Origin of the sequence: Klebsiella sp. C283, assembly GCF_048822555.1 — a bacterium.
Taxonomy (GTDB): domain Bacteria; phylum Pseudomonadota; class Gammaproteobacteria; order Enterobacterales; family Enterobacteriaceae; genus Klebsiella; species Klebsiella quasipneumoniae.
Genome location: NZ_JBMEZS010000009.1, coordinates 19,685 through 34,833, shown reverse-complemented (window position 1 = coordinate 34,833; position 15,149 = coordinate 19,685). Strand labels below are relative to the sequence as shown.

Sequence of the window (15,149 nt, the reverse complement as noted above, 5' to 3'; positions counted from 1 at the left end):
CTATCGCGAGCAATTACAGCGCGGCGATCACCGCCTGCTGCTCAATCAGCTTCGCTTTCGCTTCCGCGTAGCCTTCCAGCTTCTCGCGCTCTTTGGCGATCACCGCTTCCGGCGCGCGGGCGACAAAGCCTTCGTTAGCCAGCTTGCTTTCGATGCGGCCAATTTCGCCTTCGATTTTGGCCACTTCTTTCGCCAGACGCGCCAGCTCATCTTCTTTGTTGATGAGGCCCGCCATCGGGATCAGCAGCTCGGCGCCGTCGACGATCTTGGTCACGGAGACCGGACCTTTATCATCGGCAGGCAGCACGGTAATGCTTTCCAGACGCGCCAGATTCAGCAGGAAGCTGCGGTTGTCGTTCACGCGACGCTCGGCCTCTTTGCTGCAGCCGCGCAGCAGCAGTTCCAGCGGTTTGCCCGGGGCGATGTTCATTTCCGCACGGATGTTACGTACGGCGACGATCGCCTGCTTCAGCCATTCGGTGTCGGCCAGCGCCGCGTCATCCACCTGAGAGGCATCATACTGCGGGAACGGCTGCAGCATGATGGTGTCGGCGGTGATCCCGCAGATGACCTTCACGCGCTGCCAGATGGTCTCGGTGATGAACGGAATGATCGGATGCGCCAGGCGCAGCAGACCTTCCAGCACAGTCACCAGCGTATGGCGAGTGCCGCGCAGCTCCGCTTCGCTGCCGCCGTTCATGACCGGCTTGGTCAGTTCCAGGTACCAGTCGCAGAACTGGTTCCAGGTGAACTCGTACAGGATGCCGGCGGCGATATCGAAGCGGAAGTTATCCAGCGCTTCGCGATACGCTTTGACGGTGTGGTTGAATTCCGCAAGGATCCAGCGGTCGGCCAGGGAGAGCACCCTCTCGCCGCCGTTGAAGCCGCAATCCTGATCTTCGGTGTTCATCAGCACAAAGCGGCTGGCGTTCCACAGCTTGTTACAGAAGTTACGGTAACCTTCCAGACGCTTCATATCCCAGTTGATGTCGCGGCCGGTAGAGGCCAGCGCCGCCAGGGTGAAGCGCAGGGCGTCGGTGCCGTGCGGCTCGATGCCGTTCGGGAACTGTTTCTCGGTGCGCTTACGGATTTTCTCCGCCAGCTGCGGCTGCATCATGTTGCCGGTACGTTTCTCCAGCAGCTCCGGCAGGGTGATGCCGTCAACCATATCCAGCGGGTCGATAACGTTACCCTTGGATTTGGACATCTTCTGGCCCTCGTCATCGCGGATCAGACCGGTCATGTAGACGGTCTTAAACGGCACCTGCGGTTTACCGTTTTCATCTTTGATGAAGTGCATGGTCATCATGATCATGCGGGCGATCCAGAAGAAGATGATGTCGAAGCCGGAGACCATCACGCTGGTCGGGTGGAACTGACGCAGGGCGTCGGTGTTTTCCGGCCAGCCGAGAGTGGAGAAGGTCCACAGCGCGGAGGAGAACCAGGTATCCAGCACGTCTTCGTCCTGGCGCAGCGCCACCTCGGCGCCGAGGTTATTTTCCTGGCGTACTTCGTCTTCGGTGCGGCCCACGTAAACGTTGCCGTCGTTGTCATACCATGCCGGGATGCGGTGACCCCACCACAGCTGACGGGAGATACACCAGTCCTGAATGTCGCGCATCCAGGAGAAGTACATGTTTTCGTACTGCTTCGGCACGAACTGAATGTCGCCGTTTTCAACGGCTTCCACCGCCGGCTTGGCCAGCACGTCCGCGCGCACGTACCACTGGTCGGTCAGCATCGGTTCGATAACCACGCCGCCGCGGTCGCCGTAAGGCACGGTCAGGTCGTGCGGTTTGATCTCTTCCAGCAGGCCGAGGGCGTCAACCGCCGCAACGACGGCTTTACGCGCCGCGAAGCGTTCCAGTTTCTGGAACTCCGCCGGGATCTCGCTGGAGTAGACGTCGGATTCATTGCCTTTGGTGTCGTACACTTCCGCGCTTTCGCGGATGTCGCCGTCAAAGGTCAGGATGTTGATCATCGGCAGCTGGTGACGACGACCCACTTCGTAGTCGTTAAAGTCGTGCGCCGGGGTGATCTTCACGCAGCCGGTGCCTTTCTCCATGTCGGCGTGTTCGTCGCCCACGATCGGGATGCGGCGGTTAACCAGCGGCAGCACCACGAATTTGCCAATCAGATCTTTGTAGCGCGGATCTTCCGGGTTTACGGCCACGCCGGTATCGCCCAGCAGGGTTTCCGGACGGGTGGTGGCGACCACCAGGTAGTCTTTACCGTCAGCGGTTTTCGCGCCATCGGCCAGCGGGTAGCGGATATGCCACATGGAGCCTTTCGATTCGCGGTTTTCCACTTCGAGGTCGGAAATGGCGGTGCGCAGTTTCGGGTCCCAGTTAACCAGGCGTTTGCCGCGGTAGATCAGGTCTTCCTTGTACAGGCGAACGAAGACTTCTTTCACGGCATTGGAAAGGCCTTCGTCCATGGTGAAGCGCTCGCGTTCCCAGTCAACGGAGTTGCCGAGACGGCGCATCTGACGGGTAATGGTGCCGCCGGATTCCGCTTTCCACTGCCAGATTTTGTCGATAAAGGCATCGCGGCCGTAGTCGTGACGGGTTTTCCCTTCTTCAGCGGCAATCTTACGCTCAACCACCATCTGGGTAGCGATACCCGCGTGGTCGGTCCCCGCCTGCCACAGGGTGTTTTTGCCCTGCATGCGCTGGTAGCGAATCATGGTATCCATGATGGTTTGCTGGAAGGCATGACCCATATGCAAACTGCCGGTGACGTTCGGCGGCGGGATCATGATGCAGAAGCTCTCCTGGCTTTCATCACCATTCGGTTTGAAATAGCCCTGCTTTTCCCAGTGCTCGTAAAGCGGCTGTTCGATATCTTGTGGGTTGTATGTCTTTTCCATTATTTCCAGGTTGCCGTGTTCAGGTTGAAACCAGCCATGCGGTACGCCTTATAGCGTTCGCGCGCCAGTTGTTTCAGATTTTCTTCGTAAGGGACAAAGTCTATCACTTCTGTGAAAGCGGTGGCAAAATCTGCAAAGTTAAGCCGCAGGCTGATAAGAATATCCCGCGGGCTGCTGTTGCGCTTTTGCGGCCAGGCAATCTCTACCGGCGCGCCGCCTCGCGGGCCTTCGCCCGCCAGATTGTGCGGCACAAAGCTCTCCGGTGGTCGCGACCACAGCGCCTCATCGAGACGAATCGCCTGCTGCTCATCTTCACAGGCGATCAGGACGCGCTTGCCGTTGCGCCAACGTTCTGCGGCAATGTCACACACCAGCTGCTCGACGGCGCTCAGGCCTTCGACGGTGTCTTCGTTGTCCAGAAGATAGAACGTTGCGTTTTTCATATATGGGGCTTCTTGTTGTGGATTTAAATGTAAAGCCGGGCGGCGCTACGCTTACCCGGCTTACAAACGGCATCTTTCCGTAGGCCCGGTAAGCGTAGCGCCACCGGGCATCAGACGGCAATCACTCTTCGCCGTTAAAACCCGCGCGATTGAGCAGGAACTGCGACAGCAGCGCGACCGGACGACCGGTGGCGCCTTTGGCCTTACCGGAACGCCAGGCGGTGCCGGCGATGTCGAGGTGCGCCCAGTTGTACTTGCGGGTGAAGCGCGACAGGAAGCAGCCGGCGGTGATCGCGCCGCCAGGACGGCCGCCAATATTCGCCATATCGGCAAAGTTGGATTCCAGCTGATCCTGGAACTCGTCGGCCAGCGGCAGACGCCATGCGCGGTCGCCCGCCAGTTCAGAGGCGCCGATCAGCTCATGGGCCAGCGGGTTATGGTTCGACATCAGGCCGGTGATGTGATGGCCGAGGGCAATCACGCAGGCGCCGGTCAGCGTCGCGACATCGATAACCGCTTCCGGCTCGAAGCGCTCAACGTAGGTCAGCACGTCGCACAGCACCAGACGGCCTTCGGCGTCGGTGTTGAGCACTTCCACCGTCTGGCCGGACATGGTGGTCAGAACATCGCCCGGGCGATAAGCGCGACCGCCAGGCATGTTTTCACAGCCCGCCAGCACGCCGATCACGTTCAGCGGCAGCTGCAGCTCAGCAACCATCCGCATCACGCCGTACACCGCCGCAGCGCCGCACATGTCGTACTTCATCTCGTCCATGCCTTCGGCCGGCTTGATGGAGATACCGCCGGAATCGAAGGTCAGGCCTTTACCGACCAGCACGATAGGGCGCGCGTCTTCCGACGGGTTGCCTTTATACTCGATGACCGACATCAGCGACTCGTTCTGCGAACCGTTGCCGACGGCGAGGTAGGCGTTCATTCCCAGCTCGCGCATCTGCTGTTCGCCGATTACCCGGGTGATAACATTTTTGCTATAGGTATCGGCCAGCTGGCGCGCCTGGGAGGCCAGATAGGCGGCGTTACAGATGTTCGGCGGCATGTTGCCGAGATCTTTCGCCGCTTTGATGCCGGCGGCGATCGCCAGCCCGTGCTGAATGGCGCGTTCGCCGCTGGTCAGCTCGCGACGGGTCGGCACGTTAAAGACCATTTTACGCAGCGGGCGACGCGGCTCGCTTTTGTTGGTCTTCAGCTGGTCGAAGCTATACAGCGTCTCTTTGGCGGTTTCCACCGCCTGGCGAACTTTCCAGTAGTTGTTACGACCCTTGACGTGCAGCTCGGTCAGGAAGCAGACTGCCTCCATTGAACCGGTATCATTCAGGGTATTGATGGTTTTCTGGATGACCTGCTTGTACTGACGCTCATCCAGTTCGCGCTCTTTGCCGCAGCCAATCAGCAGAATGCGCTCAGACAGAATGTTCGGCACATGGTGCAGCAATAACGTCTGGCCAGGTTTGCCTTCCAGCTCGCCGCGACGCAGCAGGGCGCTGATGTAGCCGTCGCTGATTTTATCGAGTTGTTCGGCGATGGGGGAGAGGCGACGTGGTTCAAAGACGCCGACCACGATACAGGCGCTCCGCTGCTTCTCCGGGCTACCGCTTTTTACACTGAACTCCATGCACTATGCTCCTGAATCTTAAAGACAACAGTGGTGGCTACGGCTATACTCGTCGCCTTTCAAGTTGCAGATGCGCCGGCTGCGCCTGCTTACCCTGACGTGGCACATTGTGCGCGCCAGGGGCCACAGCCCTGCTGCCTTCTTACAACTCGAAATCCATTGAGTATATAATTGCAAGCTTTCGTAACTCATGTCCGCTGTTGCGGTGACTTCGTGTTAATCTTAACGTTAATAAGGCCTGGGTTCGTCAGAAAAGATCCTGACATGCAGAACCGATGAGTCATTTAATCTTAGCGACGTTTTCGACGACCAAAGAGAATAAATGACGTTTAAGCCATGAAACAAGCAATTTTCCTGCACTAAAACGGGTTTTTACGGGCGTATTTATAGTGATAATCATAAGATATCTGGTTCGTGAGACGCTGAAAAGCCAGTTGGCGATCCTATTCATCCTGTTACTGATTTTCTTTTGCCAGAAATTAGTCAGGATCCTCGGCGCTGCGGTGGATGGCGATATCCCAACCAATCTGGTGCTCTCGCTGCTGGGGCTCGGCATCCCGGAGATGGCGCAGCTTATCCTGCCGTTAAGTCTGTTCCTTGGCCTGCTGATGACCCTCGGCAAGCTGTACACCGAAAGCGAAATTACGGTGATGCACGCCTGCGGCCTGAGTAAAGCCGTATTGATCAAGGCGGCGATGATCCTCGCGCTGTTCACCGGCGCGGTGGCGGCGGTCAACGTGATGTGGGCGGGGCCGTGGTCGTCGCGCCATCAGGATGAAGTGCTGGCGGAAGCCAAGGCCAACCCCGGCATGGCCGCGCTGGCCCAGGGCCAGTTTCAGCAGGCCAGCGATGGTAACGCGGTCATGTTTATCGAGAGCGTCAACGGCAACCGCTTCCATGACGTCTTCCTTGCCCAGCTGCGCCCGAAAGGCAACGCGCGCCCCTCCGTGGTGGTGGCGGATTCCGGCGAGCTGTCGCAGCAGAAAGACGGTTCGCAGGTGGTGACCCTCAATAAGGGCACCCGCTTTGAAGGCACCGCGATGCTGCGCGACTTCCGCATCACCGACTTCAATAACTACCAGGCCATTATCGGCCACCAGGCGGTGGCCGCCGATCCGGACGACACCGAACAGATGGATATGCGCACCCTGTGGCAGACCCACACCGATCGTGCGCGCGCCGAACTGCACTGGCGCTTCACGCTGGTGGCGACCGTCTTCATTATGGCGCTGATGGTGGTGCCGCTCAGCGTGGTCAACCCGCGCCAGGGCCGCGTGCTGTCGATGCTGCCGGCGATGCTGCTCTACCTGGTGTTCTTCCTGCTGCAGACCTCGATTAAGTCGAACGGCGGCAAAGGCAAAATGGACCCGGCTATCTGGATGTGGGCGATTAACCTGCTCTATTTTGCGCTGGCGGTGCTGTTAAACCTGTGGGACACGGTGCCGATGCGCCGCTTCCGCGCCCGTTTTAATAAAGGAGCGGCCTGATGCAGGCGTTTGGCGTACTTGACCGTTATATCGGTAAGACGATTTTCAACACCATCATGATGACCCTGTTCATGCTGGTGTCGCTCTCCGGCATTATCAAGTTTGTCGATCAGCTGAAAAAGTCCGGGCAGGGTAGTTACGATGCGCTGGGCGCTGGCCTCTACACCATCCTCAGCGTGCCGAAAGACATCCAGATCTTCTTCCCCATGGCGGCGCTGCTTGGCGCGCTGCTGGGGCTGGGGATGCTGGCCCAGCGCAGCGAGCTGGTGGTGATGCAGGCGTCCGGTTTCACCCGGCTGCAGGTGGCGCTGGCGGTGATGAAAACCGCGATCCCGCTGGTGCTGTTGACCATGGCGATCGGCGAGTGGGTGGCGCCGCAGGGCGAACAGATGGCGCGCAACTACCGCGCCCAGCAGATGTACGGCGGTTCGCTGCTTTCCACCCAGCAGGGGCTGTGGGCGAAAGATGGCCATAACTTTGTCTATATCGAACGGGTAAAAGGTAACGATGAGCTGGGGGGCGTCAGCATTTATGCCTTCAACCCGGAGCGTCGTTTACAGTCGGTGCGCTATGCCGCCTCGGCAAAATTCGATAGCGAGAATAAAGTGTGGCACCTGTCGCAGGTGGATGAATCCGATCTGACCGATCCGAAGCAGGTGACCGGGTCGCAGATGGTGAGCGGCACCTGGAAAACCAACCTGACGCCGGACAAGCTCGGCGTGGTAGCCCTGGATCCGGACGCGCTGTCGATCAGCGGGCTGCACAACTATGTGAAATACCTGAAGTCCAGCGGCCAGGATCCGGGACGCTACCAGCTCAATATGTGGAGCAAAATATTCCAGCCGCTGTCGGTGGCGGTGATGATGCTGATGGCGCTGTCGTTTATCTTTGGCCCGCTGCGTAGCGTGCCGATGGGCGTCAGGGTGGTGACCGGGATTAGCTTCGGCTTTATCTTCTACGTGCTGGATCAGATTTTCGGCCCGCTGACCCTGGTGTACGGCATACCGCCGATCATCGGCGCCCTGTTGCCAAGCGCCAGCTTCTTCCTGATAAGCCTCTGGCTGATGATGCGCAAGGCCTAGCGGACTCGGCCACGGAACGTAAGCCCCCTCAACGATGAGGGGGCTTTTTTTTAGCGCTTGCGGCCGCCCAGCAGACTGCCCAGCATGCCGCGGACGATCTGATTGGTGACCTGGCGAACCGCGCTTTTCGCCGCGGTCTGCACGATACCGTCGCGTTTGCCGCCGCGCGGGCCGGTGCTGCCGAACAGGATATCTTTCAGGCCGCCAAGCAGACCATCGTCATCCCCGCTCTGCTGACCCTTCGCCGGCGGAGTAGACTGCTGTTCCGTGGCGACCTGGACCCCTTGCTGCAGCATTTCGAAGGCCGACTCGCGGTCCACTTCCTCTTCATACTTGCCGTACAGCGGCGAGTGATTCAGCAGGCCATTGCGCTCATCATCGCTGACCGGCCCCATTCGCGAGCAGGGGGCGATAACCATCGCCCGCTCGACCACCGAGGGGCTGCCTTTCTCATCGAGGAAGGAGATCAGCGCCTCGCCGGTGCCCAGCTCCTGGATCGCCTGCTCGGTACTGAAGGCCGGGTTGGCGCGCATGGTCTGGGCGGCGGTTTTCACCGCTTTCTGATCCTTCGGCGTAAAGGCGCGCAGCGCGTGCTGTACGCGGTTGCCCAGCTGGCCGAGCACGGCGTCGGGTATATCCGCCGGGTTCTGCGAGACAAAATAGACGCCGACGCCCTTGGAGCGAATAAGACGGATCACCTGTTCGATTTTATCCAGCAGCACCTGCGGCGCGTCGTTGAACAGCAGATGCGCCTCATCGAAGAAGAACACCAGTTTGGGCTTGTCGAGATCGCCCGCCTCCGGCAGACGCTCGTACAGCTCGGAGAGCATCCACAGCAGGCTGGCGGCGTAGAGCTTCGGCATCTGGTAGAGCTTTTCGGCGCTGAGGATATTGATTATCCCTTTGCCGCTGGCATCGACGCGCATCCAGTCGGCAATATCCAGCATCGGCTCGCCGAAGAAGTGCCCGGCGCCCTGTTGCTCCAGGGTCAACAGTCCGCGCTGGATGGCGCCGACCGAGGCGCTGCTGATATTGCCATACTGGTTCTGGAAAGATTTGGCGTTGTCGCCGATAAACTGGGTGATGGCGCGGAGGTCTTTGAAGTCGAGCAGCAGCAGACCGCGGTCGTCCGCGATGCGGAAAATAATGTTCAGCACGCCGCTCTGCACCTCATTGAGATTGAGCAGGCGCGCCAGCAGCAGGGGGCCAAGATCGGAGACCGTCGCCCGAACCGGGTGGCCCTTCTCGCCAAAGATATCCCAGAGCACCACCGGGTTGGCGTGCGGCTCCCAGTCGCTGACGCCGATCTTCTCCAGCCGCGCCTGCAGTTTCTCTGAGCTCTGCCCCGCGGCGGCAATGCCGGTCAGGTCGCCCTTGACGTCCGCCATAAATACCGGCACGCCAATTTCCGAGAACGACTCAGCCAGCTTTTGCAGGGTGACGGTTTTACCGGTGCCGGTCGCACCGGTGATCAGCCCATGGCGGTTGGCCATCGCGGGCAACAAATAGAGCGCGTTATCCAGCGTGCGCGCAATCAACAGGGGTGAGCTCATGATCGATTCCTCCATTTATCCTGCGACGATTATAGGCAACCTCGTCGTCCGGCGTTGGGGAAATCGTCACGCGCCGCGCACGCTGTCGCGAGAGGCCTCAGGCGCAGTGGCGTTGGATAAGCGCAATGCTCTGCTCAATTTCGCGCTCGATATCCGCTTCGCTCCACTGCGCCAGCTCGGGGGCGAAGGGTTCAAAAGCGTATACCCCCTGATAGCCGCGGGCTTCCAGGGCTTTAACCTGCTCGCAGGTGCCGAGGCGATCCTGCGGCGTCAGCATGATGCGCTCGGCATCGGTGAGCTGCTCGCGCGGACGGGTATCGTCCACCCCGGAGAGGTGCACCAGACCGATGTCCGCCACCTCCACCTGGCTGAACTCGTCCGCCGCCTGCGGGTAGAGATGGTGATGGAAGGTGTCGATCAGCAGCTTAAACGGCACGCGGGCGTCATGGATCAGCGTCTGCGCCTGGTGCGCCGATCGCAGCGAGCTTTGCGGAAAGCCCAGCGGCTCCACCAGGCCGTGGATGCCGTAGAAGGCGAACAGCGGCGCCAGGTCGCGCAGGGCGCCTAAGGTGTCGCTGGCCGGCACCTCGCTGCCGTCGTTGAGCGGGCAGAGCACCAGCGATTTGGCGCCGATGGCTTGGGCCTCTTTCAGCAGCGACTCGGTCAGTTGCCGCACCTCTTCGCTACGGCGGTTAAAGGGATAGACCGCGTTAATCGTCAGGATCTCGATGTGGTAACGCGCCGCCAGCTCGCGCACCTGCTGATGGCTCAGATCGTCGGTCACTTTCCCGCTGGGTAAATCGTTGCGCAGCTCGACTTTATTCAGGCCCAGACGGTTCACCAGACGGAAAAACGCTTCAATGCTGAGCGCTGGCGCGATTTTGCGGTTAATACAAAAACGTTGCATTGCGATGGCCATAGGACACTCCTGACGGAAGAGGGTTGGGTTCGTTCAATTGGCTAACAGTCAAAACGTTTATTCCAAAATAAGCAAGAATGAAAATGATGATTGTTTGAGCTGCCTCGCAAAATATTCCCTGCTTTCGCGGCGGGAGCGACCGGGACCGGGAGCCAGGTATCGCGAGGCGGCGCGGCTCGATGGGGAAAGCGCGTAAGCGATGCGTGATCGCAAAATGCGACTGTTATCACCAAAATGGAATTTCATTTCACAACAATGTTGAAATATAAATTTCATTTTACTACGGTTATAGCACAGCAGAATCAGCGACGGGCCGGCGTGCGCTGGCCCTCTTCACTATGAGGCGAGAACATGACGATCACAGGAAACTTTATTGGCGGGAAAACCGTTATCAGCAGCAGCAACGAAACGATGCCGGTGTACGATCCGGCGACGGGCAAAGCGGTGCGCGAAGTCACGGTATCGACCGCGCAGGAAGTCTCTGAGGCGATTCAGGTTGCTCGCGATGCGTTTGACAGCTGGTCTCGCACCACGCCGCTGCGCCGCGCCCGCGTGCTGTTCAACTTTAAAATGTTGCTGGAGCAGCACGTGGAAGAGCTGGCGGGGATCATCGTCAGCGAGCACGGCAAAGTGTGGTCGGATGCGCTGGGCGAGCTGACCCGCGGCATGGAAGTGGTCGAATTCGCCTGCGGGATCCCGCACCTGATTAAAGGCGAATACTCCTCTGACGTCGGCACCGGCGTCGACAGCTACTCGCTGATGCAGCCGCTGGGCGTGGTGGCCGGGATCACCCCGTTCAACTTCCCGGCGATGGTGCCGATGTGGATGTTCCCGCTGGCGCTGGCCTGCGGCAACAGCTTCGTCCTCAAGCCGCCGGCGCTGGCGCCGACGGCCGCCGTGCGTCTGGCAGAGCTGCTGAAAGAGGCCGGTCTGCCGGACGGCGTGTTTAACGTCGTGCACTGCAGCAATGAAGATGCCGAGCAGCTGTACACTGACCCGCGCATTGCGGCGGTGAGCTTCGTCGGCTCCTCCGGCGTGGCGGAGTATATCTATAAGACCGCCAGCGCCCACGGCAAGCGCGTGCAGGCCTTCGGCGCCGCCAAAAACCACGCGATAGTGATGCCGGATGCCGATCTCGACGCCACCGTTAACGCCATTATGGGCGGCGCCTTCGGTTCCGCAGGCGAGCGCTGCATGGCGCTGCCGGTGGTGGTGGCGGTGGGAGATGAAACCGCCGACAAACTGATCGCTCGCCTGAAGCCGCTGGTGGAAGCGCTGAAAGTGGGCCCGGGCTGCATGCGCGGCCAGGAAGAGAACGAGATGGGGCCGGTGGTTTCTGATACTCACCAGAAAAAAGTGCTCGGCTATATTGATAAAGGCGAAAGCGAAGGGGCAAAACTGGTGGTCGATGGCCGCAAACTGCGCGTGCCGGGCTACGACGCGGGCTATTATATCGGCGGCACCCTGTTCGATCACGTCACCCCGGAGATGACCATCTGGCGCGAAGAGATCTTTGGCCCGGTGCTGGGGATTGTACGCGCGGCGGACTATGACAGCGCCCTTGAACTGGTCAACAGCCACGAGTTTGGCAACGGCAGCGCCGTCTTCACCAGCAACGGCCACACCGCGCGTGAATTCGTCCACGACGTGCAGGCGGGGATGGTCGGGGTGAACGTGCCGGTCCCGGTGCCGATGGCGTTCCACAGCTTCGGCGGCTGGAAGCGCTCAGTGTTTGGCGCGCTGAACGTCCACGGGCCGGATGGCGTGCGCTTCTACACGCGCATGAAGACCGCCACCGTACGCTGGCCGGCAGGGCAGCAGACCGTATCTGAATTCAGCATGCCGACCTTAGGTTAATCGGCGAAGGAGAGCGCCATGTCGTTACTGGCTAAATCGCGAAAAGAGGGACAGATCCAGCATATTACGCCGCAAAGCGCCGGTTGGCGCTATATCGGCTTTGATGTCTGGATGTTGAAAAAAGGGCAGACTGTGACGCTGGAGAGCGGCGATCGCGAGCTGTGCCTGGTGCTGGTTGCTGGCCTGGCGTCGGTGAAAACGCAGCAGGCCGATTTCCCGAATCTCGGTAAACGGATGTCGCCGTTTGAACGTACCCCGCCGTGGTCGGTATACGTGCCGCCGCAGGATCGGGTCGAGGTGACCGCCGATTCCGATCTGGAGCTGGCGGTGTGCAGCGCGCCGGGCAAAGGCAGCTTCCCGGCACGCCTGATTCGGCCGGAAGACGTCGGCGTGGAGCACCGCGGGAAAGGGCGCAACCAGCGCCGGGTGCATAATATTCTGCCGGACAGCGCCGAGGCGGATTGCCTGCTGGTGGTCGAGGTCTACACCGACGAAGGGGCCACCAGCTCGTGGCCGTCGCATAAGCACGATACCGCCCAGCCGGGCAAAGAGACGCAGCTGGAAGAGACCTACTATCACCGCTTCGATCCGCCGCAGGGCTTTGCCTTCCAGCGGGTCTACACCGACGACCGCAGCCTGGACGCCTGCATGGCGCCCTATAACCACGATGTGGTGATGGTGCCGCGCGGTTACCATCCGGTGGCGGCGATTGCCGGTTACGACAGCTACTATCTGAACGTCATGGCCGGGCCGGATCGGAAATGGCTGTTCACCTGGGAAGAGGACCACGCCTGGATCAACACCCCGGAATATCCGCGCCACGACTAACGTGACGCGCAGACGCCGATAAAAAAGGCCGGTTAGCGATGCTAACCGGCCTTCTTGTCTATGGGCTGCGGGTGTTTTTTAGCGAAAGGGTCCGCGGAATCCCACCCCCAGGCCCGGCAAGCGCAGCGTCGCCGGGCAGTCAGGCACCGTACCCGTGGCTGTGCCGGATGGCGCTACGCTTATCCGGCCTACGGGGTCCTCTCACTGGCTCATACCTCGTAGGCCTGGCAAGCGCAGCGCCACCGGGCAGGACACCGCAAACACCGTCGCCGTTTTTATGCAGGATGGCGCTACGCTTATCCGGCCTACGGGGTCCTCTCACAGGCTCATACCTCGTAGGCCCGGTAAGCGCAGCGCCACCGGGCAAGATATCAGGCTCGATACCCGTCATGTTGCCAGGTGGCGGCTGCGCCTGACCCGGCCTGGAGGGTTCGTGCGACCTGTCCTTGATTTACCCACTTGCGCGACTGAAACTGCCGGTGCTGACGGCCTCAAAATCGCTGAGACGTTCCCGGAAGGCCGGGGCAGCCCGCATGGATGCGGGCTGAGGGCCGTGTTTTGCACGGACGCTGCCTCGGCCCGACCCGAAGCCTGCAGGGATAAGTCGAAGGTACCGCGCAGCGGCGATTTTGCTGGCCGGAGCCCGGGGGTACAGGGGGCGGCGGCGACTGGCCGCCCCCTGTGCGCTCCCTGCGCCATGCCAGGCATAACGCAGAAAATTAACCGGGAGCGCAAATTTCACTGAAGTTACACGTGATAAACGCTTTGTCTGGCCGGGAAAGTTGCAAACCGAAAACAGTGTCTACGGCGACCCGCAGGCGCATATATCACACGCCCGGCAAGCGCAGCGCCGCCGGGCAGGACACCTCCGGCGCCATACCCGTCTTGTGCCGGATGGCGCTACGCTTATCCGGCCTACGGGGGGCCTCTCACAGGCTCATACCTCGTAGGCCCGGCAAGCGCAGCGCCGCCGGGCAAGATATCAGTCACGGTATCCGTGGTGTTGCCTGGTGGCGGCTGCGCCTGACCCGGCCTGGAGGGTTCGTGCGACCTGTCCTTGATTTACCCACTTGCGCGACTGAAACTGCCGGTGCTGACGGCCTCAAAATCGCTGAGACGCTCCCGGAAGGCCGGGGCAGCCCGCATGGATGCGGGCTGAGGGCCGTGTTTTGCACGGACGCTGCCTCGGCCCGACCCGAAGCCTGCAGGGATAAGTCGAAGGTACCGCGCAGCGGCGATTTTGCTGGCCGGAGCCCGGGGGTACAGGGGGCGGCGGCGACTGGCCGCCCCCTGTGCGCTCCCTGCGCCATGCCAGGCATAACGCAGAAAATTAACCGGGAGCGCAAATTTCACTGAAGTTACACGTGATAAACGCGTTGTCTGGCCGGGGAAGTTGCAAACCGAAAACAGTGTCTACGGCGACCCGCAGGCGCATATACCCCAGGCCCGGCAAGCGCAGCGCCGCCGGGCGATGAGCGCTGGCACGCAACCTCCTTTGTGCCGGATGGCGGCTTCGCCTTATCCGGCCCACAACGACTACGCTTATCCGGCCTACGGGGTCCCCCCGCAGGCTTATCCCGCTCCGCCGCGCAACCGACGCCAGGCGGCCTATCTCACGCCTTCTGCTTGGCCTCGGACTCCTGACTGCTGTTCAGCGCCAGCGAAACCGCCAGCGTCTGGGCCAGGCACAGGGAAGCAACCTGCGAGCGGAAGCCATCCACCTGCGCTTCCCGCACCACAAAGCAGACATCGCTGAAGGCCGCCAGCGGGCTGACCTGGCTGTCGGTAATGGCGATCTGCCGCGCTTTGCGCTGCGCGCCCAGCTCCACCAGCTCGACCACTTCCCGGGCGTACGGCGAGAAGCTCACCGCCACCACCACGTCTTTCGGGCCGACCAGACTCAGCTGTTCGGTGAACATGCCGCCGAGGCCGTCGATCAGAAAGGCTTTGCGATCGAGGTGGCGCAGCGCATAGGTCAGATAGGAGGCGACGCTGAACGACCGGCGCAGGCCAATGACGTAGATATTTTCCGCCTCGCCCAACAGGGCCACCGCGCGCTCCAGCTCATCGCTGGAGGTCTGCATCGCCAGCTGCTGCAGCGCCTGGTTGTTCACCATTGTGAACATATTGAGGATTTCCGTCGGCGTTTCCGGCGGGCTGGACTCATCGCTGGTGGTCTGGCGGAACAGACGGGCACGCTCGGTATAGTTGGCGGTCTCTTCCATCAAATGCTGCTTGAACATCTGTTTCATTTCGTTAAAGCCGCTGAAGCCGAAGGCGTTGGCAAAACGAATCAACGTGGAAGGGGGAACATCCGCCTGTTGCGCAATGGAGGCCACGGTATCGAAAGCCACGCTATTGCTGTTATCAAGGATATAGCGGGCGACCTGTTTCAGACGTTTGCTTAACGTATCGTACCGACGCCTGATTTCATCCTGCAGGATGGTCAGCTGTGTTGGGTTATTGGCCATAGAGTGC

General features: G+C 60.6%; 10 protein-coding genes. 4 read left to right on the top strand and 6 right to left on the bottom strand.

The features are described from left to right. Positions 1–13: 13 nt before the first annotated feature. The 3 genes from ACOI7Z_RS18160 to pepA form a co-directional block, all read right to left on the bottom strand. Positions 14–2,869, bottom strand: a complete 2,856-nt coding sequence (locus ACOI7Z_RS18160) for a valine--tRNA ligase (protein ID WP_087848676.1) — start codon at positions 2,867–2,869, stop codon at positions 14–16. Then, the gene (gene holC, locus ACOI7Z_RS18155; RefSeq protein WP_048296514.1) at positions 2,869–3,312 is read right to left on the bottom strand and encodes a DNA polymerase III subunit chi; all 444 of its coding nucleotides are present in this window, start codon (positions 3,310–3,312) and stop codon (positions 2,869–2,871) included. Before holC ends, ACOI7Z_RS18160 begins: the two co-directional genes overlap by 1 nt. 121 nt (positions 3,313–3,433) lie before the next feature. After that, a complete protein-coding gene (pepA, locus tag ACOI7Z_RS18150) occupies positions 3,434–4,945 on the bottom strand; it encodes a leucyl aminopeptidase (protein WP_004206531.1) in 1,512 nt (503 codons plus the stop codon). 389 nt (positions 4,946–5,334) lie between these two features. Between pepA and lptF the strand changes: the two genes are divergently transcribed. Then, positions 5,335–6,432 carry an LPS export ABC transporter permease LptF gene (gene lptF / locus ACOI7Z_RS18145; RefSeq protein ID WP_023291773.1) on the top strand — a complete coding sequence of 366 codons (1,098 nt, stop codon included), beginning with the start codon at positions 5,335–5,337 and terminating at the stop codon, positions 6,430–6,432. Then, positions 6,432–7,514, top strand: coding sequence for an LPS export ABC transporter permease LptG (lptG, locus tag ACOI7Z_RS18140; protein WP_087848677.1), 1,083 nt, complete (start codon positions 6,432–6,434; stop codon positions 7,512–7,514). The genes lptF and lptG overlap by 1 nt, the downstream gene beginning before the upstream one ends. 50 nt (positions 7,515–7,564) lie before the next feature. Here lptG and ACOI7Z_RS18135 read toward each other — a convergent pair whose 3' ends face one another. Further along, positions 7,565–9,067 (bottom strand): helicase HerA-like C-terminal domain-containing protein, encoded by a 1,503-nt coding sequence (locus ACOI7Z_RS18135; RefSeq protein ID WP_087848678.1) that lies wholly within the window; start codon positions 9,065–9,067, stop codon positions 7,565–7,567. Between the two features lie 97 nt (positions 9,068–9,164). After that, positions 9,165–9,986 (bottom strand): TIM barrel protein, encoded by an 822-nt coding sequence (locus ACOI7Z_RS18130; protein ID WP_017900562.1) that lies wholly within the window; start codon positions 9,984–9,986, stop codon positions 9,165–9,167. A 351-nt stretch (positions 9,987–10,337) separates the two neighbouring features. Between ACOI7Z_RS18130 and ACOI7Z_RS18125 the strand changes: the two genes are divergently transcribed. Continuing rightward, entirely contained in the window at positions 10,338–11,843 is a 1,506-nt protein-coding gene (locus ACOI7Z_RS18125; RefSeq protein ID WP_023291776.1) for a CoA-acylating methylmalonate-semialdehyde dehydrogenase, read from the top strand. 18 nt (positions 11,844–11,861) lie between these two features. After that, positions 11,862–12,671 (top strand): 5-deoxy-glucuronate isomerase, encoded by an 810-nt coding sequence (iolB, locus tag ACOI7Z_RS18120; protein ID WP_023291777.1) that lies wholly within the window; start codon positions 11,862–11,864, stop codon positions 12,669–12,671. 1,613 nt (positions 12,672–14,284) lie between these two features. On the opposite strand, the gene ACOI7Z_RS18115 is transcribed toward iolB, so the two are convergent. Next, complete coding sequence (locus tag ACOI7Z_RS18115; RefSeq protein ID WP_004206536.1) at positions 14,285–15,142, bottom strand: MurR/RpiR family transcriptional regulator; 858 nt, start codon at positions 15,140–15,142, stop codon at positions 14,285–14,287. Positions 15,143–15,149: the final 7 nt, after the last annotated feature.